This is a genomic window from Opitutia bacterium KCR 482 (assembly GCA_029269845.2).
In the GTDB taxonomy this organism is placed as follows: domain Bacteria; phylum Verrucomicrobiota; class Verrucomicrobiia; order Opitutales; family Intestinicryptomonadaceae; genus Merdousia.
In genome coordinates, this window is record CP149973.1 from 1355749 (window position 1) to 1375409 (window position 19661).

The following is a 19661-nucleotide window of genomic DNA, read 5'->3' on the forward strand; positions in this document are numbered from 1 at the left end:
AAATGAAAACAAAATCGAAAGAATCGGTAAAATTCGACATAGTATCACTCGGCGAAGTCATGCTCCGCCTCGACCCCGGCGACGACCGCATCAGAACCGCCCGCTCGTTCCGCGCTTGGGAAGGCGGCGGCGAGTACAACGTGGCGCGCGGCCTCCGCAAATGCTTCGGGCTCCGCGCGGGTCTTGTGAGCGCGTTCGCCAAGAACGAGGTCGGCTACCTCCTCGAAGACTTCATCATGCAGGGCGGCGTGAACATGGACTTTGTAAAATGGGTCAAGGCAGACGGCGCTGGGCGCAATGTCCGCAACGGGCTGAACTTCACCGAGCGCGGCTACGGTATCCGCGGTGCGCTCGGCTGCTCCGACAGAGGCCACTCGGCGGCGTCGCAGCTCAAAGCGGGCGACATTGACTGGGAGGAGCTTTTCGGCAAGCAGGGCGTCCGCTGGTTCCACACGGGCGGCATTTTTGCGGCTCTCTCCGAAACCACGGGCGAGGTCGTTCTCGAAGCCGCGAAAATCGCAAAAAAATACGGAACCATCGTCTCCTACGACCTCAACTACCGCCCCTCGCTTTGGGCGGACATCGGCGGGCAGAAGCGCGCGGTCGAAATCAACTCCGAAATCGCAAAGTATGTCGATGTGATGATTGGCAACGAGGAAGACTTCACCGCGTGTCTCGGCCTCGAAGTAGAAGGTCTTGACGAAAACATTTCCGACATCAATGTCGAAGCCTTCAAGAAGATGATAAACAATGCCGTTGCGAAGTATCCCAACTTCAAGGCGACTGCCACTACCCTCCGCAAGGTTCGTTCCGCAAGCTCCAACGATTGGAGCGCGATTTGCTGGTGCAACGGACAATTCTACGAGTCAAAAAAACGCGACGCCCTCGAAATTTTCGACCGCGTCGGCGGCGGCGACTCTTTTGCGTCGGGCTTCATTTACGGCATGATGGAGCTTGATTCTCCCAAGCTTGCGGTCGAATACGGCGCGGCGCACGGCGCGTTGGCGATGACAACTCCCGGCGACACGAGCACGGCGCGACTTGAAGAAGTCCGCAAGCTCGCCGAGACTAACGCAGGCGCTCGCGTTGTAAGGTAGCGGGAACCTGCGGGACTTGTTTGTTCCGTAGCAGAGTCATACTCGAAAACGAAAGGGGGCAGTACTCAAGTACAGCCCCCTTCCTTTTTCTCCGTGTGCCTCTCCTACGGAAGCAAACCGTTCCCCGCAGAACCCCGCTGGGAAGTTGGCGGATTGCCGAGAGGTTTTTATTTTTGGGCGCGAGGCTTTCGCGCGGGTAGATTTTGATTTTTCTTTTAGGATACCTCGCGGAAGAAGTTTTTGGGTGCGAGCTTTCTGTTTTATTTTTTTGTGGAGCAGTATTGTTCTTCGGTTTCTTTTTCTCCGTGTGCCTCTACTACGGAAGCAAACCGTTCCCCGCAGAACCCCGCTGGGAAGTTGGCGGATTGCCGAGAGGTTTTTTATTTTAGGGCGCGAGGTTTTCGCGCGGGTAGATTTTGATTTTTCTTTTAGGATACCTCGCGAAAGAAGTTTTGGGGTGCGAGTTTTCTGTTTTATTTTTTTGTGGAGCAGTATTGTTCTTCGGTTTCTTTTTCTCCGTGTGCCCCTACTACGGAAGCAAACCGTTCCCCGCAGAACCCCGCTGGGAAGTTGGCGGATTGCCGAGAGGTTTTTTTTATTGAAATAACCCCGAGTGTCGTTTTTAATTGGTGAATGAAAGCGAATTCTGTGTGTGTGGCATTGATGTCCGCGTTTTTTTTGTGCGGGTGTAATTTTTTCTCCAAAGGAGTGGAGGACGGCAACGACGCAAAGACAACCTGCAAAGTTCGGCAAGTCAACGGCGTGCCGCAGATTGTTTTAAACGGCAAGCCTGTGCGGCCGCGAATGTTGTACGTTTCGCCGTTATATTTCAAAATGGGGTCGCCGATTAAAAGAGACGCGTATCCAGAGCTTACGGAAACGTTCGTCGAAATCTTGCCGCTTGAAAAAAACGCGGACGGGGTGCGGATTCAGCTCGAATTCGACGGACGGTTCGACTGCAAAATCTACGCGCTGGAAGTTTCGCAAGCCGACGGCGGCGCAAAGGTTTTTTCGCTCGAACGCGGCGCTTCGATTGAGAAAAGCGGCGGCAGGAATTTGAATGCGGAATTCGTTGCGGAAACGGAGGGAGAGCAAAGCTATTTACACGCGAAATCCGACGCGGGAGTTTCGAAAATCGCATTCGGAAACGTCGATTTTAAGGCGGGCAAAAAATACCGCATAGACATAAAAATAAAGTCCGACAAAAAAACGGACTTCAAATTGTATACGACTCTCGGAGGGGATTTCTTCGAGCCCGTGCACCGTTCGTTTGTCGGGCTTCAAACCAAATTGGCAAAAGACGCCGGCGTCGATTTTATAACCTTTCCCGTTCAGGCCGCGGATTTTATGCCGGAAGACGGCAAGTCTTATAACACGGAAAACCTCAAAGGCGCGCTCGACGAGATATTGGGCGCGAATCCGAATGCGAAAATCATTGTGCGCGTTCGTTGTTATCCGCCAGACTGGTGGATGAAAAAATATCCGCAGGACGCGCTTCAATCCATAGACGGCAAGGTTTGCGACAAGTTTCCCGGCATGGGCAGCCCGTTCTCTCCGCGTTTTAGAGCCGACATCGCGAAGGCTTTGGGCGCGGTTATCGATTTTTGCGAAGGATACTGCGGCAACAACATTGCGGGGTATCACCCGGGCGGGGCAAATTCGTGCGAATGGTTTTATCCCGATACCCGCGATACGGATTGGGTGGGCTACGAGCCGTCGGCTCAGCAATCCTGGCGCGAATGGCTGACGCGAAAATACGGAACCGACGCCGCGCTGCAAAAGGCTTGGAACGACCCGTCGGCAACCTTGGCAACCGCGAAAGTTCCGTCGCCGAAGGAGCGGCTTTCGGCGTTTTGCATTGTCGATCCGAAAACGCAGATGAAACTTTTCGACTGCAATATGTTTAGGCAGGACTCTATGGTTGAGACGATTCTTACTCTCGCAAAAATTATTCGCCAAAAAACGCCGGAAAAGTTGTCGCTTGCTTTTTACGGGTACATAACGATTGGCGAATGGAAGGGCGCCGCCAACCCCGGACACTTCGGGTTGATGAAGGTTTTGAACTCGCCCGATGTCGACATTTTATGCGGCCCTCTTTCGTATCACGATACGCGCAATCTCGGCTATGGCGGAATGACTCCGAGTTCGACAGAAACAATAACGCGTTCGGGCAAGCTTTGGATTTGGGAGGACGACATCAGAACGTATCGCGTGCCTCCAACGCAGCAAAAAATAACGGCGTTGGGCAAAGAGCTTAGGACGCTCGAAGACACGCTTAGCGTTCTCCAGCGCGATATGGCTCAGCAGGTTGTGCGCAACAACGGATGCTGGTGGATGGATCTCGCAGGCACCGGCTGGTTTGACGACCCAAAGCTTTGGACGCTTATGCCCGAGTTTGCCGCAGTCGACAACGACTTGCTTGAAAATCCCGTCGAATACAATCCCGACATCGCGATTATTTTGGACGAGCGTTCCGTCTGTTTCGGCGGCGCGAATTATACGAATTTGCGCACGATGTTGTCTTCGACCGATTCCCGCAAGATTCTCACCGACTGTGCGGTCTCGTTCGGAAGTTTCCTGCTTGACGACGTTCTTTTCGGGCGTCCGTATGCGCCGCGTCTGTCGATTTTTGCGGTCTCGTGTGCGCTCGACGCGAAACAACGCAGGGCGATTCGCCAAAAGGTTGCCGACTCGGGCGCGATTTTCGTTTGGGCGACGGGATTGATTGACGTGGAAAAAAGCGAATTCTCGCTTGCGGGCGTCTCGGAAGCCACGGGGTTTGATGTCGAATATGTAAAGGGAGGGTTGCTGCCGATGTTGGTTGAACCCACTGCCGAAGGCCGCAAAATGGGGCTTGTTAAGTTCGGAAGCAGCGCGAAGACTTCGCCGCTGTTGACGCCGATTCTCAAAGACGGCGATAAGGTTTTAGGCGTCTATCCCAATGGGCAACCCGCGCTTGTTTTACGCGGAAAACATTTGTTCTGCGGCAGCGGGGTTCTTCCCGAGGAAGCCATAAGGCTTATGTTTAAGGTTGCGGGAGTTCGCGAATATTCGAATCAAAAACTGTCTGTTTTTGCCAATGAACCGTATATCTCAATAACATGCACGGACGACGACAGAAATCCGCACGATATTGCGCTGAATTTGCACTCCGACAAGGAAGTTTTTGATGCGCTTTCGGGCAAGCGTTTAGGCAAAGGTCCGTTCATTACGCTAAAAATGAAACGCGGCGACAACAGGCTTCTCCGCCTCGGCAATTTAAAATGTCGGTAATTGGCGCGATTGGCATTGCCAATGCGCTTTGCACGCGCGTTCTCGCGCTCAAGCCCGCGAAAGCAAACCGCCCTCCCCGCAATACCCCGCCGAAATATTGGCGGATTGCCGAAGTTTTTTATGATGCCTCGCGGGGGGGGGCGAGAGATTTAAAATCTTATTTTTTTATTGTCCATTTTTATTTCCCTCTGCTATCGCTTTTATTTTTGCGTTGCATAAACGGGGCAATGGGAGTTCATTCGGAGACATCATGAGAAGGACATTTTTTTTGTTTCTTACGGTTTCCGTTTTATTTGCCAATTTGCTTCACGCCGAGCGCGCCGAGAGAAAGGTCGGCATTCAGACTTTCACGTTTGCAAAGCAGACGATAGAGGAGCTTTTACCGCTTGTCCGCGAATGCGGTGTTGACGCTATCGGGCTTTCGCGTCATGCGCTCTCGAAGAAGTATCCCGACGCGATGGTTGAGCCGTCGATGTCGGACGAACAAAAGGCGTTCCTCAAAAAGATTCTTGCCGACAACAAAATCAAGGTGGTTTCCTACGGCGTTTCGACTCCCACGACCGAAAACGCAATCCGCAAGCTGCTTTCGTTTGTCAAGGAGTTCGGCGCGGACACCGTCATTGCCGAGCCGTCCGCCGACAAGCTTCCCCTCTGGAACAAGCTTTGCGCCGAGTACGGAATGAAAGTCGCCGTCCACAACCACGGCAAGGACGCCAAGCGCAATGCGGCGTTTTCGGACCCGAAGTTTGTGGCATCGATGATTGCCGACTATCCCAATGTCTACGCCTGTCCCGACACAGGGCACTGGGGGCGTTCGGGCGTCAATGCGGTCGAGGGTTTCAAGACGTTCGAAAACAAAATCGGCATCGTCCATTTCCGCGACATGAGTGCGTACGGGCTTTCCGCCTACGACGTTCCCTTCGGCACGGGCGCGATGAACGTAGACGCCATGCTTGCCGAACTTGACCGCCAGAAGTTCGACGGCTGGCTTTTGCTTGAATACATCGGCTGGTGGAAGAACACGCCCGCGCAGAAGCTCGACGAGGTAAAGCGGAGTGTCGAGTATCTCAAAGCGCATTAAGGCGTCGGCGGAATTTGCGAAAGCGGGGGAGCGGCGAACCGTTCCCCCGTTTTTTTGCGGCGTTTGCGCGTGCGTTATTTGACGATTATCGAATAGTCGCCTTTGGGCAGTTCGAAAGTGCGTTTGCCGTTTACGGTTTTTTCGGAAACGGTTTTGCCGTTTACGCGCAGGGTTTTGCCGCTGCAAAATTCGGGGAGGGAAACGACTGCGAGCGTCGGCACCGACACGTCCATGATGAACGCCGAACCGTCGCGCACGAATGACGATTTCACTTCGCCCGAAACGGTTTGGAAGCCCAGCGACGCCCGTTTGAAATTTGCGGGCTGCGGTTCTACCGCAAATTTTTTCCATGCGGGTTCGAGCGGGCGGAGTCCGCAGAGTTCCGACGAAATCACCGTGATTGCTCCGCCGCTCCATGCGTGGTTTACTGAGCCGCCCCCGAAGCCGTCCTTTTCCCAGCCCTCGAAGAGCGTTGTATAGCGCGGGTCGTCCACCATTTTCTTGAAGCGTTCCTCCGCCCTGTCGAGCGCGTAGCCGCCGTGTCCCATTTTAAACAGAGCCTCCATGACGTATTTTTCCATGTAGGGGCTTGCGTGTTTTTGGGTTTTGAAGACCTTGAAAATTGCGTCGTATTTCGATTTGTCGGCGATGCCCGAAATCACGGCGAGCGCGTGGACGCGGTCGTCGGTTTCGCCGTTGTATTCGGGGTGTCTGTACGCCGTGCCGTTCCAGCATTTTTCGAAGCCCGCCTTAACTTTTTGCATTGTTTGGCGGTAGGTTTTTGCGTCGTCGGGTAAGCCCAAAAGTTCCGCCATGTTCGCGGCGGCGGCGAGTGCGATATAATGCCAGCCCGCAAGAATCAGGCGTTTGTCGCGGTTTTCGCCCCAGTCGCCCCAGCTCCAGCCGCCTTTGCGGAATTCGGTAAGCCCAGTGGAATCGAGCGTCCAGAGGGAGAGGTATTTTTTGACTGCGGGATACGCGAATTTGACAGTGTCGGCGTCGCCCGTGTTCATGTAGTAGTTCCAGAATCCGTATTTGCCGATTGACGCGAGCATTTGTCCGGGAAGTTCGCTGGTGTAGTTGCCGGGAATCGGCGCGAACAGCGAGCCGTCGGGCCTTTGCCAGCTCACGAGCTGGCGGATTGCCTTGCGGGTGAGCGCGTTTACCGACGGCGTGTAGGTGTAAAAGCTTTCGCCCGAAAGAATCACGACGTCGCCCCACCACTGGGCGCGTTCGCGGTCGGGGCAGTCGAAGTATGTGTCGCGCATGTTGACGTACAGAGTGTTCAGCCCCTTTTGCCAGAAGCGCATGAAGAACGGGTTGTCGCACGAAAATTTACCCGAAACTTCGGTGTCGTAGCCCGATTCCCGCGCCTCGATTTTTTTCACGTCTACATACCGCGGAAATTTCAAGACTATTTCGTGCCCGTTGAGCCAGCCCACCGATTCGTATGTCTGCAAGCCTTTCTTTGTGATGTATTCGGCGCGGAGACAGTTGTCGCCGCCCGTGAACGCGTGGTCGGTTTCGACGGACACGAGCGAGTTTCCGACGGGGTCGTAGACGGTGATAATCGGCGTCATCTGCATGTTGTACGGAAGTTTTGCCACTGCCGTGCCGCCAAGCCACGATTTCTTGGCCGTAAATTGAAGCTCTATCGGCTTGCGCAGTTTCCATTGCGGAATGGGGCGTTTTTCGGCGGCGTTCCACGGAGCGCAGCCCAATTTGCCGTACTCGCGCGATTTTTTGAAGGCGAATTTTTCGGAAAGGTCGTCGCGCGTTTGCCAGTTTTCCATATCCCTGTTTGCGTCGAACTGCAAGTTTGATTCCGACAGCCGGAAGTTCGGGAACGGCGCGCCCGCTGTGCCGTAGGCGGGGTGGACTCGCGAAAGCCAGTCCGCGGAGGTGTCGAAATCGGCAATTTCGCCGCCGTCAATGTACAGCCCCGATTTCCCGCTGCTTTTGTGCGAGAATCCGTCTTTGCCGAAGTACCAAAGCAGAACGGCGACGCGGTTTTTGCCCGATTTCAGGAATGGCGCGATGTCGATTTCGTCGTAGTAGCCGTCGGCGGGATTCGGGCCGCGTTTTAGCCCGCCCTCGAAGACCGCGAGCTTGCCGTTTACCCAGAGCCAGTATTTGCTGTCGGCGGCGATTTTGAGTTTTGCCGACGCGGGCGTTTCCGCAAGTTCCGCGTCTTTTCTGAACGCAATCCAAGTGTTGAACGCGTCGGCGGTGAAATCGTCGGCGGAAATCCATTTTGCGGACTCGCCTCCGAAAATAGCGCACGCGGAAAGAAGCAGAATGCATAAAAACGTCTTTTTCATTTTTTGTAAGAAATTATTGATATTTGTTGGATAGCCGAAAGTCTACACCGCTTCTCGGATATTAAAAGAAAAAAATGCGCGGCAGGCGTCGGCGGCGTTCTGCGCCCCTCCGAAAGCGGGACGGGAAAAGAAGCGCGTCTACCTTATTTTGATTTTCGAGAAGCAGGCAATCGACTTGTCGAGGCATTCGACATCGGTGAGTTCCCCGTTTGCGCCGACAGAGCCGAGGCTGTACGAGAACCTGAATTTTCCGTCGTCGCCGCGCGTGTAGACCGAGCGCAAATCGACGCCCGCAGGCTTGCACTCCGCAAACGGCGTCTGCCGCGTGTATTTTATCGGGTAGTTGACATTCACTACAACCCCCGCGCCGCATTCGCCCTTTGAAAGCATGTCCACAATGAACTGCGCGGCGTGTTCGGAAGCCGCCTCTATGTTGCGCAAAAGCGGTTCGGGAGCCGCGCCGTGGCGCAGTCTGCAATATTCGTAGTAGACTTTTTCAAGCCGCATCGAAAACGCGAACGCGGGCAGTCCCCAGCCCGCGCCCTCGACGGCGGCGGCAAATGTTCCGCTGCTCCAAAGAAGCGGCATCGCCACATTCTGCCCGATATTCAAGCCCGAAATTACGGCGTCGGGAGGCTCGGCGCAAAGGTGTCCGAGGGCTATGTTTACGCAGTCGGCGGGCGTGCCCGAAACCGTCTGGCAGTCGAGTCCGAAGAAGTCGCGCGGTTGGGCTTCAAGCTCGGAATGGCGGCTGTACGCCCTGCCTATCCAGCTGCGCTCGCCCGACGGCACGACTATTTTCAAGTCGGCAACTTTTGCGAGGGCGCGCGCGAACGCGGGCAGAAAGGGCGAGTCAAGCCCGTCGTCGTTAGATAGCAGCAGTCTCATCTTTCAGAGGCTCGCCTTTCAAAAACCTGTTTATGCTTCTGACCGCCTTTTTTGCCTGACCCATCGCGCTGATAACCGTAGCCGCGCCGCTTACGATGTCGCCGCCGGCGAACACTTGCGGAATGGAGGTTTGGAGCGTTTCGGGGTCGGCTTCAAGCGTTCCCTTTTTCGTGGTTTTGAGGGAATGGCAGGTCATGGGAAGCAGCGGGTTCGGGCGGTTGCCGATTGCCGCGACAAGCGCGTCGCACGGAATCCTGAATTCGCTTCCGGCGATTTCCGAAACGCTCCTGCGCCCCGAAGAGTCAGGCTCGCCAAGCTCCATCTTAACGCATTCGAGCGCGACGATTTTCCCGTTTTCGTCGGCGATAATCCGCTTGGGGTTTGTGAGCATTTGGAAGTTCACGCCCTCCTGTTCGGCGTGGTGCACCTCTTCGGCGCGGGCGGGCATTTGCTCGCGGGCGCGCCGGTAGACGAGCGTTGATTTCGCGCCTATGCGAAGAGCCGTCCGCGACGAGTCCATGGCGACGTTCCCGCCGCCTACGGTAATGATGTGCTTTGCCGAAACGGGAGTCGTTGCGTGGTTGGGGAAGTCGTAGGCTTTCATCAGGTTGAAGCGCGTGAGGAACTCGTTTGCGGAGAACACTCCGACGCTGTTTTCGCCCTCGATTCCGAGGAAAATCGGAAGCCCCGCGCCCGCGCCGATGAACACGGCGTCGAAGCCCTCCGCCAAGAGAGAGTCTATCGTGCGGAGCTTGCCCACAATGTAGTTAAAGTGGATTTTCACGCCCAGCTTTTTGAGAGACTCCACTTCGTGCATGACGATTTCCTTCGGAAGCCTGAACTGCGGAATGCCGTACATGAGCACGCCTCCGGGGAGGTGTAGGGCTTCGAAAATTTCCACTTCGTGCCCAGAAATAGCCAAGTCGGACGCCGCCGTAATGCCAGCGGGTCCGCAACCGATGACGGCAACCCTCTTGCCCGTGGGTTCCGCCTTTTGCGGAAGCTCTTCCAGATTGTTTATGCGCACGTAGTCCGCCGCAAAGCGTTCGAGAGTTCCGATTGCCACGGATTTCCCGCGGATTCCCAAAACGCAGCTGCCCTCGCACTGGTTTTCCTGCGGGCAGACGCGGCCGCAGACGGCGGGGAGCGCGGTCTGTTTTTTGAGTTTAAGCGCGGCGGCTTTCGGGTCGCCCTTCGCGATTTCTGCGATGAATTCGGGTATCCTGATGTTTACGGGGCACGCCGCAATGCAGCGCGGTTTGGGGCACTGCATGCAGCGGCTCGCCTCGTCCATTGCGGCTTCGAGGGAAATTCCGTAGGGGACTTCCTCGAAGTTCGTCGCCCTGCGGGCGGGATCCTGCTCCGGAACGCTTATGCGCGGAAGTCCCGACGCCTTCAATTTTCTCGGTTTTTCTTCTGACATTTCAAGCTCCTTACGAATGGCATTTCCCGCCGATGTGGCGCGGCATTGCCTCTATTTCCAAAAGTTTGTACGCAGTTCTGCGCTTGCCGAGTTCGGCGAAATCGACCTCCGCGAGCGGGAAGAACGGCCCGTCTACGCACGCGAATTTTGTGCCGCCGCCGACGCTTACGCGGCACGCGCCGCACATGCCCGTGCCGTCCACCATAATCGGGTTGAGGGCGCACTGCGCGTTCGAAACGCCCGACGGCAGAGCCGCCGCGCACTGCTTCATCATAAACACGCAGCCGATGGCGACGACGGAATCAAAGCCCGCGCCGAAATTTTTCAAAACGTCGCGGCAGCCGCCCTTCATGCCTTCGCTACCGTCGCGCGTGGCGACATAAAGCTTTTCGCAGACTTTCGAAAGCTCGTCCTTGAAGAAAAGCATGTACGACGACGAAGCCTCTATCGCGCATTCGACCTTCACGCCCCGCGCGGTAAGTTCGCGGGCAATCGGGTAGATTGCTCCTATGCCGTAGCAGCCGCCCAAAAGCAGGGCTTTCGAGCCTTTTTCGAATTTGTCGAGGTCTACGGGCGTGCCGAGCGGCCCGCTTGCGACGGATAGTTTGTCGCCCGCCGAAAGCGCGCCTATTTCCGCGCTCGACCTGCCGACCTCCTCTATTATGAATTTTACCCAGCCCTCTTCGGCGTTCCAGTCGGCAATCGTGAACGGCGAGCGTTCGCTGTCGGCGTTCGCCATGAGGATTGCAAAGTGCCCCGCGCGGGCGTATTTCGCCATGTCGGGAGCTTTTATTTTCAGCGAGTGGAAGTTTGGCGCAAGCTCGATGTTTTCGAGAATTTCGAAGCCGCCCTCCTCTTTCGCCTTGCTTTCCGCCGTCTTTTCGGGAGATTTTTTGAGGCCGAGCAGTTCCAAATCGGGAACGTAGTCGGCGAGGAAATGCCCGAACGCCATTTCGGGCAGATTGCGCTTGTCGGAGCGGGGGTCGGCGAAATCTTCGGGGATTTTTTCAAGCTCGAAGTCGAACGCCTTAACGTCTATTCCGCATTTCACGCAGACGTCGGAAAGGTATCCGCTTATCGGGCGTTGGTCGAGGCGCGTTGCGACGGCTGCCGCCGCCGCGAATTTCGCCCCGCCTGCGTCGGCAAACGTACCCGCGCTCTCCCCGAAAACCGCGATGGGAAGCACGAGTTCCGCTTTGTCCTGCAATGGCGTTTTAAGGAAGTCCGCAACTATGAGATGCGGAATTTTAGCGGCAAGCTCCGCGGCAAGATAAGAGCCTACGGTGAATGCGGCTTCGTATTTTCCCTCGGAAATTTCGCGGAGGGTTTCGGCGTCGAGGGAAGCGTCGTTGACCGCCGCCTTTACGAGTTTTGCCCCGAATTTTGCCGCCAACGCCCGAACCGCCTTGCGCGATTCGTAAAAGCCCCCGACGTGCTCGACCATCAGGATTTTTCCGCCCGCGTTTTCGAGGATTTCCGCGAATTTGCCGGCAATCTCCTCCGCATGCGCGGGAACCTGCTCGCCGTTTCGCATTATCTTCGCGCGCAAAAGGCGTTTTCTGCTGTTCATTATCTGCGGAATGGCAAAACGGCCGAGGGCGCAGAGAGCGTCGCCCTTTTCGAGCGACACCGCGTGCGCCGAAACTATCCTGCCGTCCTTGATTGCTACTTTTACGCGGCAGTGGCGCGGGCAGAGAGCGCACACGGTCTCCGCGGTTTTTTCGGGTTTGCCGAACCACTTTGCCCAGCGGTCTGTAAGGCAGCCCGTGGGACAAGCGTCTACGCACGCGCCGCAAAATCTGCACTCTTCCGAGCTCCACGACTTTTCGAATTCCGCCGAAATTTTCGCGTTCTTTCCCCTGTTGGCAATACCGATTGCGGGCTTGCCGTGCACCTTTTCGCAGACGCGGAAGCACCTGCCGCAAAGTATGCACAGGTTGTGGTCTTTGTCGATAAACGGGTCGTTGCGCTCCGCTTTGCCTTCGTCGTAGATGAGCGGAAGCCCGATGTCCGACTCGAATCTCGGAAGCGCGACTTGCCGCAGCTCGCAGTCGGGGCGGTTTGAGCACGTTCCGCAGCGGGTTGTGTGCCCCGAGCGCGTGGGCTGTTTTTTTTCCGACTCGCACTCTTCGCGCGAATCGCACGAAAAGCACGGAGACGGGTGCGAGCTCATCATAAGCTCTATCGTGCGCTTGCGCTGCAATTCGAGCTTTTCGGTGTTCGTGCGCACCGTCATTCCCTCGGCGGCGGGCGTCGTGCACGACGTCGGCGTGCCGCGCATTCCGTCTATTTCGACAACGCACAGGCGGCACGCGCCGTAGGGCGAAAGTTCGTCGTGGGCGCAGAGCGACGGTATGAAAATACCCGCGTTTTTCGCCGCATCCAAAACCGTCATGCCGGCTTTCGCCTCCACGGTTTTTCCGTCTATTGTAAGTTTGAAAGTATCCATAATTATCGCCTTGTGATTGCCCCGAATTTGCATGTCTGGAAGCACGCCCCGCAAGAAATGCACTTGGACGCGTCTATTGAATGCGGCTTTTTAAGCCCGCCCGAAATCGCGCCCGTGGGGCAGGCGCGTTCGCACAGCGTACAGCCTTTGCATTTGTCCCGCTCGACAGCGTAGACCACGAGTTTCGAGCACGCAAGCGCGGGGCACTTTTTTTCCTCTATGTGCGCCTTGTACTCGTCGCCGAAGTAGCGCAGAGTTGTGAGAATCGGGTTCGGCGCGGTTTGACCCAAGCCGCACAGCGACGACTCTTTCATTGTCTGCGCGATTTTTTTGAGGCGTTCGATGTCGCCCTCTTCGCCGTGTCCCGACGTTATTTTTTCGAGAATGCGGTGGAGGTGCTGCGTTCCCATTCTGCACGGAACGCATTTTCCGCACGATTCGTTTTCGGTGAAGTTGACGAAGTATTTTGCGACTTCGACCATGCACGAGTCTTCGTTCATTACGACCATGCCGCCCGAACCGATTATCGAGCCTACCGCGGCAAGGTTTTCGTAGTCTACGGGCAGGCCGAAGTGCTCTTTTGTAAGACAGCCGCCCGACGGACCGCCCGTCTGCACGGCTTTGAAGTTTTTGCCGTCGGTACAGCCGCCGCCGATTTTGTTTACGATGTCGCCGAGCTTTATGCCAAGCTCCACTTCAATAAGCCCAGTGCGCTTGATTTTCCCCGCGAGCGAGAACGTCTTTGTTCCCCTGCTCTTTTCGGAGCCGAACGCCGCGTATTTGTCCGCGCCCATTCTCATTATGGAGCTTGTCGCGGCGAGCGTTTCGACGTTGTTGATGTTGGTGGGTTTTTTGAAAAGTCCGCTGTTTGCGGGGAACGGCGGCTTTGGGCGCGGCATTGCGCGGACGCCCTCTATGCTCGCCATGAGCGATGTTTCCTCGCCGCAGACAAACGCGCCAGAACCTTTTTTTATTTTTATTTCGAACTCGAAGCCGTTTTCGAGCTTTTTGCGCAAAAGCCCCGCCTCCTCCGCCTGTTTTATTGCTGTTTTCAAGCGTTCGATTGCAAGCGGATATTCACTTCTAACGTAAATGTAGGCGTGTTGCGCGCCGATTGCGTAGCCCGCAATCATAAGCCCCTCCACGATTGCGTGGGGGTCGCCTTCGAGAACGGAGCGGTCCATGAATGCGCCAGGGTCGCCCTCGTCGGCGTTGCAGATTATGTATTTTTCGTCCGACTTCGACGCGCGGGCGAAGCTCCACTTCATTCCCGTCGGGAAGCCCGCGCCGCCCCTGCCGCGCAGTCCGCTCTTTTTCATCTCCTCGATGACGTCTTCGGGCGACATCGAAAACGCGCGTTCAAGCCCTTCGTATCCGCCGCGGGCGAGATAGTGCCAGAAATCGTCGGGGTTTATCACGCCGCAATTACGCAAAACGACGCGCTTTTGAAGCTCCACCATCGGGTGCTTTTTAAACGGAACTATGCCGTCGTATTCGGCGTCGGACATCACTGCCTCAGCCTTTTCGCGCACCGCATTTCCCCCCACAACGTGCTCTTTTACAAGCTTTGCGACGTCTTTGGGCGACACGTTCGAATACAGAACCGACGGCGTTCCGCAAGCCCTGATTTCCACGAGCGGCTCGGCATAGCAAAGCCCCAAGCACCCCGTTTCGACGAGTTCAACCTTGTCCGAAATTCCCGCAGCGGAAAGCTCTTTTTTGAACTCCTCCATTACGTCGAGCGCGCCCGCGGCTCTGCCGCAAGTTGCCGCTCCCACCAAAATGCGGGGTTTGTCGGACTCGAAAAATTCGCTCCACCGCTTTTTTGCGGACTCCCTTTGGGATTTCAAAATTTCCATGTCAGCGCAATCCTTCCAAAATTTTTTCGAGTTGTCCGAGGCTTATCCTCGCGTGGACTTTGTCGTCCACAACCATCGCTGGCGCGAGGGCGCACGCTCCAAGACATGCCACTCTTTCGAGGCTTATGAGTCCGTCGGGGGTTGTTTCGCCCTCCTTGATTCCGAGCCTTTCCTCCAAGGCGGCAAGAAGCGTTCCGGAGCCTCTTACGTGGCATGCCGTGCCCTTGCACACTTTTATTGTGTGCTTGCCGGGTTTTTTGAATTTGAATTGCGCGTAAAAGCTGACTACCGAATAGGCGTCGGCTTTCGATACGGAAAAGTATTCGGCGGTGTCGGCGAGAGCCTCCTCCGAAACGTATCCGTCCCTTTCCTGAATGTCCTGAAACGCCGTGACGAGATTCTCGCGTCGCGGCGTATATTTTTTCAGTATTTCTTCGTTCTTCTTGCTAATCATAAAAGCTGTCCTTTGACCGAGCGGCAAAGCTTCGGCAGGTTTTGGGGCGTTTTCAGTCCGCAATGAAACGCCGCCTTTTTAAATTATTTCAAAATTTTCCCCGTTTTGGCAAACACTTTCGTCTTTTTTTCTTAAAAAAACAAAATTCAATCGATTGAGTACCTTTGGAGCGAATATTTTACGCCATGCCGCGCCCGCTTTTTTTTTGCCGCGCAAATGCGGTGTCAACAACGTGTTTATAAATTGTAAAAATTCGGTTTAGACATTGTAGATGGATTGTAAAGATGTAAATAACCCGCATTTTTCAACAAACCGGTAAACAGTTATGAACATTAAAAATATCCGCAATATTCTTATTTTCAAAAAGCTGCAAAGTTATTGCACTTTTTTACACCGAATAAGAATACGGAGTATTTTTTAATTTAAATTTAACTTAATATTATCCGAAACCTAAAAGAGCCTTTCAAAGAGCGCAAAGCCCGCGCCGTCATTTTGGGCGTCTGGAAGCAGAATCCTATTTTCTTTAAGGGCGAAATTTTTGTTTGCTGCAAGGAATTTTTCCACAACGCAGTCGTTTTCCTCGCGCTCGATTGAGCATGTGGAATATTCAAGCTTTCCGCCCGCTTTTACAAAGTTCTTTGCAACTTCCAAAATTTCGCCCTGTTTTTTTGCGCAGTTTGAAATATCTTCGGAATTTAGCCTGTATCGGGCGTCGGGCCTGCGCCTCAAAACGCCTGTATTCGAACACGGAGCGTCTACAAAAACGCCGTCGAACGAAGTCGAAAGATTCCGCTCGGATAGCTTCTTTTGCAAGTCGTCTTTCAAAATGTCGCATTCCAAAACAACGGTTTTCATGAAACCGACTTTTTGCATGTTCTCGACGAGCGGCGCGGTTCGTTCGGGAACGTCAACGCTCACGAGCGAGCACTTTTTTACGTCGGCGGAATTCGCAAAACATATGTCGGCAATCGCGCGGGACTTTCCCCCCGGAGCGGCGCAGAGGTCGAGGAAGTCGCCGTCTTTCGGGGCGAACTGCGACGGCGCAAAAAACGTCGATGGGTCCTGTACATAAAAGTACGGAGTTTCGAGCAGACGCTTTGCGTCGCGCCAGTGCCCGCTTTTCAGCTTGAAGAAATTTTCGTATTCCGTTTTTTCGAAAAATTTTTCGAAAGGAACGAACGCGGCGTCCGCTTTCGGGTCGGGCGACTTTCTGAAAAAAACGTCCGACGGCCTTTGGTTGGATTCCAAAATGCGAAGCGTTGTGTCGCTCCCGAATTCGCCGAGCCATTTTTCAACGAGCCATTTCGGGTGGCTGTATTTTATAGAGAGATGCTCCGCGCCGTCGCCGCCAGATTCGAGAGTTGCGATGTTTGTTTCGAGCTTTCTCAAAACGGCGTTGATGAAAGAGCTTTCGTTTTTTGAGAGCTTGCGCTTTGAAAACTCAACCCAGCTGTGGATTGTCTGCGCGTATTTTCCGCTTTCGGCCGACATCGCCTCGGCGGCCGCGCCTTTTAGAACGGCGAACACCGCGTTTTTGGGGCGCTTTCTGCACGCCGCCAAAATTGCCGACTCTATCAGAGTCTTGTTCCGCAGCCAGTGGAGAACCACCGCCTCTACCGCGCCCCTGTGCGGACACTTGCAAGTTGCGAAATACTCGTACATTACGACATCGAACTTCGCCGACGTAGATTCCGCCATTCTGATAATATCGACAACCGCCGATTTTAAATCCGCACTTTTTTCCTTTTCCATTGGTTTTGCCTGTTGCGCTTGAAATTGTTCGGCGCGCAGAATAATTTACCCGCGAAAAAAGTCAAGAATTACCTTAAAAAAATACGCAACTTATTAACAAAAAAGAAGCAAAGATAATTTGACAAACCCGGTTTTTGCGCCACATTGTGTATTTAAATATTAATGCGCAGAACGGACAAACTTAAAATCCGCGCGCGCAAAATTTAATTAAATGGAAATATAAAATGAATCCGGAATCTATCGAAAAGCTTGTAAAGAATCCTAAATTGCGCAACAAGCGCGAAGCGCTCGAAGCAATGAAAGACGGCGCGTATTGCATGCACGGCAGCTGGGGCTTCGGCCAGATTAAATCGTACGACGCCGCGGCGAACAGACTCATTATAGATTTCGAAGGCAAACCCGCCCACGCAATGGACCCCGCGTTCTGCGTAGACAAGCTCGAAATCCTCCAGCCCGACAATCTCCTTGTCCGCTACCGCACCGACAAGGCGAACCTCGAAGAGGAAATGAAAGACGGCGGCGCGTTCGTCGTAAAATACATAGAGTCGAAGTCCGACCAGAGCGCGAGCCAAATAGAGCTTGAAAGGGTATTTAAACAGCTTTTCGGCTACATGCCCATCAATGCGCGCAACATTCCGCAGGCCGATTTCGACAAGGCTAACAAGGAGGCGGAAAAGAAATACCGCGCGTGGTGGAACAAGGCAAAGGAATCGCTCTTCCGCAACCCCCGCGTTGCTTGCCCCAAAACAAAGAACGAATCCTACGTTATCCGCGAAGAGGAAGAGGCAATGAAGCCCGAACAGGAAGTTCTGCGCGAATACTTCCTCAATCGCGAACCCAAGAAGAAAATCCTTCTTGCGGAAAAACTCTACAAAACGGCGACGGGCGAAGGCGTTGAGGAAATCAAATCCTCGCTCGAAAAAATCAAGGAGGAGCTTACCGAGGCAATTAAAAAGGCTATGGACAGCTCCAAAACCCTCAACGACGCAGACTGTCTCCACGGCATTTGGGTTAGAAACAACCTTATCCGCTACCTCTACGAAGGCGACGAAGCCAAGGTTGACGAAATCGCGCCGCAGAGCAAACAGATTATCCTCAAAGCGGTAGCGAAAGACCCGAAGGACGGCCTCAACAATCTGGCGAAAAACCTGCCGACGTCGTACATCGAAAGATTCCTCGACCTTCTTACGCGAATCTACACGGAAGACTGGCGCGAACGCATTCTCGACCTCCTCAAATACAGCGACGGCCGCCTGACAAAAGAATGCATAGACTTCCTCCTTTCATGGGACGACAACAAAAAATCGCACTATGTAAAGGACGCGCTAATCGCCGACGACGGCCGCGGCCCGTCGAGAAAGCTCATCAAGGAATACCTTGAAAAATGGCTTTCCGAACAGACACTGCACGGCCCCGTTATCCTCTGGATTGTAAAAAACCGCAACGAGCCCAAATACAAGGACATGCTCGAAGACCTCATTGGAGAGGATCTTTTCAGCGCACTCCTTGCGGCGGTAGACGATTGCGCGTTGCAGCGCGACACGGTTGTGACCACGGCGAAAATCCCGCTCGCGGAAGAGCTTGACGTTGACAGGGAACTTGTTGGCGACCTGCTCGACAAATCCACGGCGGAAACCGCGCGAGACCTAGCGCAGACGCTCTTGCTCAACCAGGGTTTCGAAGAACTTACAAAGAAATCGATTCTTGCGCGTTTCATCAAGAAGTTCCCGTCGGTGCAGTCGCTTGTGGCGTCGAAGTCGGACACTCAGGACCACAGAGTGCTCGTTTCGGAATGGAGCTTGGCGGCGCGCCGCGAAGAGTTGGAAGACATCGTCAAGAACCAGCTGCCCGCAAGCAAAATCGCAATCGAGGCGGCGAGAGAACTCGGCGACTTGCGCGAAAACTCCGAATACAAAATGGCGAGAGAACACGACGAACTGCTCTGCGCCCGCCGCGCGCAACTCGAACGCGACATTTCGAGCGCAACGGTTTTCGACTTCAACACGACTCCCGCAGACAAGGTTGGTATCGGTTCAATCGTCTCCCTCAAATCGGACAAGGGCGAAAAGCTCACATGCTCCATCATGGGCGCGTGGGACAGCAACACGGAAAAGAACATCTTCTCCTACCAGACACCCTTGGCGCAGGCTCTTCTCGACCACAAGGAAGGCGAAACGGTGGAAACGAACATCAACGGCCACATCACAAAGTGGACTATCGAAAAGGTTTCGCGCTACGCCGATTCCAAGTAAATCAAAGCTTTATACCACCGAAAAAAGAGACTTCGGAAAAACTTTTCAAGGCGGCTTGAAACAAATAAAAGCGGAAATTCCCCAAGCGGACTTTCCGCTTTTTGTTTTCCGCGAAAAACTCGATTGTTTTCAAAAAGTTTCTTTTTTACGATGAACAATTCTAACGCCGCAAGTAATTGGCAAAGCCAATACGAACTTATCGGGAAAAGGCGCAGGTATACCCGCGCCGCATAAAAACTATAAGGAGCGAAGCTCCGACGACCGGCGCACCTTGCGCCCGCACCTTGCGCCCAGCCTGCATTTGAGACTTGAAATGTGGTAAATGTAGTACTTTAATACTGTTTTTAAATGGACGGAAGACTTTTAAATATACCGGAGTCAGTGTCGTTGGCACTGCACGCATTGAAAATGCTCGCCCGCGAGGGGGGCGGCACACTCACATCGAAAGAGATAGCGGCGCGCACGGGAATGTCGGCAAACCACCTGTCAAAGGTTTTGAGGAGGCTCGTGGTGGGCGGCGCACTGAGCGCGTCAAAAGGCCCTGGGGGCGGATTCTACCTTTCGGCGGAGCAGGAAAAACGCAAACTAATCGACGTCTATTTGCTCTTCGAGCCGTTTCCGTTTAATAACGGGTGCATATATGAAACTTCGCCGCACTGCGATAAACGTAAATGCGTTTTCGGCACATTGATTTGCGACCTGAATAAAAAGTTCTTCGAACACTTCAATAACACGACAGTCGGGGATTTGCGGGATAGCGACTGTCGGAAAAAATAGGTTTTCGGACGCGACGGTCGAAGAATTTTATTGTT

General features: G+C 54.2%; 13 protein-coding genes. 5 read left to right on the top strand and 8 right to left on the bottom strand.

Annotation, left to right across the window (positions count from 1 at the left end; translation table 11 throughout):
• Window positions 1-2 precede the first annotated feature (2 nt).
• Window positions 3-1097 (top strand): sugar kinase, encoded by a 1095-nt coding sequence (locus tag P3B99_005635; protein WYJ06693.1) that lies wholly within the window; start codon window positions 3-5, stop codon window positions 1095-1097.
• Window positions 1098-1570: 473 nt separating this feature from the next.
• Here P3B99_005635 and P3B99_005640 read toward each other — a convergent pair whose 3' ends face one another.
• The gene (locus P3B99_005640) at window positions 1571-1930 is read right to left on the bottom strand and encodes a hypothetical protein (protein WYJ06694.1); all 360 of its coding nucleotides are present in this window, start codon (window positions 1928-1930) and stop codon (window positions 1571-1573) included.
• A 1-nt stretch (window position 1931) separates the two neighbouring features.
• Here P3B99_005640 and P3B99_005645 point away from each other — a divergent pair, with 1 nt between their 5' ends.
• Together P3B99_005645 and P3B99_005650 are read left to right on the top strand one after the other, a co-directional pair.
• Entirely contained in the window at window positions 1932-4370 is a 2439-nt protein-coding gene (locus P3B99_005645; GenBank protein ID WYJ06695.1) for a beta-galactosidase, read from the top strand.
• Between the two features lie 250 nt (window positions 4371-4620).
• The gene (locus P3B99_005650; protein ID WYJ06696.1) at window positions 4621-5451 is read left to right on the top strand and encodes a sugar phosphate isomerase/epimerase; all 831 of its coding nucleotides are present in this window, start codon (window positions 4621-4623) and stop codon (window positions 5449-5451) included.
• 74 nt (window positions 5452-5525) lie between these two features.
• On the opposite strand, the gene P3B99_005655 is transcribed toward P3B99_005650, so the two are convergent.
• The 7 genes from P3B99_005655 to P3B99_005685 form a co-directional block, all read right to left on the bottom strand.
• A complete protein-coding gene (locus P3B99_005655; GenBank protein WYJ06697.1) occupies window positions 5526-7772 on the bottom strand; it encodes an alpha-L-rhamnosidase C-terminal domain-containing protein in 2247 nt (748 codons plus the stop codon).
• 138 nt (window positions 7773-7910) lie between these two features.
• Complete coding sequence (locus P3B99_005660) at window positions 7911-8660, bottom strand: 5'/3'-nucleotidase SurE (protein WYJ06698.1); 750 nt, start codon at window positions 8658-8660, stop codon at window positions 7911-7913.
• The gene (gene gltA / locus P3B99_005665) at window positions 8641-10083 is read right to left on the bottom strand and encodes an NADPH-dependent glutamate synthase (GenBank protein WYJ06699.1); all 1443 of its coding nucleotides are present in this window, start codon (window positions 10081-10083) and stop codon (window positions 8641-8643) included. Before gltA ends, P3B99_005660 begins: the two co-directional genes overlap by 20 nt.
• Window positions 10084-10093: 10 nt before the next feature.
• Window positions 10094-12532, bottom strand: coding sequence for a sulfide/dihydroorotate dehydrogenase-like FAD/NAD-binding protein (locus P3B99_005670; GenBank protein WYJ06700.1), 2439 nt, complete (start codon window positions 12530-12532; stop codon window positions 10094-10096).
• A gap of 2 nt (window positions 12533-12534) precedes the next feature.
• Window positions 12535-14391, bottom strand: coding sequence for an NADH-quinone oxidoreductase subunit NuoF (nuoF, locus tag P3B99_005675; protein ID WYJ06701.1), 1857 nt, complete (start codon window positions 14389-14391; stop codon window positions 12535-12537).
• A gap of 1 nt (window position 14392) precedes the next feature.
• Window positions 14393-14845 (bottom strand): NADH-quinone oxidoreductase subunit NuoE, encoded by a 453-nt coding sequence (gene nuoE / locus P3B99_005680; GenBank protein ID WYJ06702.1) that lies wholly within the window; start codon window positions 14843-14845, stop codon window positions 14393-14395.
• A gap of 450 nt (window positions 14846-15295) precedes the next feature.
• Complete coding sequence (locus tag P3B99_005685) at window positions 15296-16597, bottom strand: transcription antitermination factor NusB (GenBank protein WYJ06703.1); 1302 nt, start codon at window positions 16595-16597, stop codon at window positions 15296-15298.
• A gap of 224 nt (window positions 16598-16821) precedes the next feature.
• Between P3B99_005685 and P3B99_005690 the strand changes: the two genes are divergently transcribed.
• Together P3B99_005690 and P3B99_005695 are read left to right on the top strand one after the other, a co-directional pair.
• Entirely contained in the window at window positions 16822-18849 is a 2028-nt protein-coding gene (locus P3B99_005690) for a GreA/GreB family elongation factor (protein ID WYJ06704.1), read from the top strand.
• A gap of 348 nt (window positions 18850-19197) precedes the next feature.
• Window positions 19198-19626 carry an Rrf2 family transcriptional regulator gene (locus P3B99_005695; protein ID WYJ06705.1) on the top strand — a complete coding sequence of 143 codons (429 nt, stop codon included), beginning with the start codon at window positions 19198-19200 and terminating at the stop codon, window positions 19624-19626.
• The last annotated feature ends 35 nt before the right edge of the window (window positions 19627-19661 follow it).

What these genes read in the sequence shown, in the direction of transcription:
- P3B99_005635 (WYJ06693.1), top strand. Translation starts at nt 3, where the DNA reads ATGAAAACAAAATCGAAAGAATCGGTAAAATTCGACATAGTATCACTC.
- P3B99_005645 (WYJ06695.1), top strand. Translation starts at nt 1,932, where the DNA reads ATGGGGTCGCCGATTAAAAGAGACGCGTATCCAGAGCTTACGGAAACG.
- P3B99_005650 (WYJ06696.1), top strand. Translation starts at nt 4,621, where the DNA reads ATGAGAAGGACATTTTTTTTGTTTCTTACGGTTTCCGTTTTATTTGCC.
- P3B99_005655 (WYJ06697.1), bottom strand. Translation starts at nt 7,772, where the DNA reads ATGAAAAAGACGTTTTTATGCATTCTGCTTCTTTCCGCGTGCGCTATT.
- P3B99_005660 (WYJ06698.1), bottom strand. Translation starts at nt 8,660, where the DNA reads ATGAGACTGCTGCTATCTAACGACGACGGGCTTGACTCGCCCTTTCTG.
- gltA (WYJ06699.1), bottom strand. Translation starts at nt 10,083, where the DNA reads ATGTCAGAAGAAAAACCGAGAAAATTGAAGGCGTCGGGACTTCCGCGC.
- P3B99_005670 (WYJ06700.1), bottom strand. Translation starts at nt 12,532, where the DNA reads ATGGATACTTTCAAACTTACAATAGACGGAAAAACCGTGGAGGCGAAA.
- nuoF (WYJ06701.1), bottom strand. Translation starts at nt 14,391, where the DNA reads ATGGAAATTTTGAAATCCCAAAGGGAGTCCGCAAAAAAGCGGTGGAGC.
- nuoE (WYJ06702.1), bottom strand. Translation starts at nt 14,845, where the DNA reads ATGATTAGCAAGAAGAACGAAGAAATACTGAAAAAATATACGCCGCGA.
- P3B99_005685 (WYJ06703.1), bottom strand. Translation starts at nt 16,597, where the DNA reads ATGGAAAAGGAAAAAAGTGCGGATTTAAAATCGGCGGTTGTCGATATT.
- P3B99_005690 (WYJ06704.1), top strand. Translation starts at nt 16,822, where the DNA reads ATGAATCCGGAATCTATCGAAAAGCTTGTAAAGAATCCTAAATTGCGC.
- P3B99_005695 (WYJ06705.1), top strand. Translation starts at nt 19,198, where the DNA reads ATGGACGGAAGACTTTTAAATATACCGGAGTCAGTGTCGTTGGCACTG.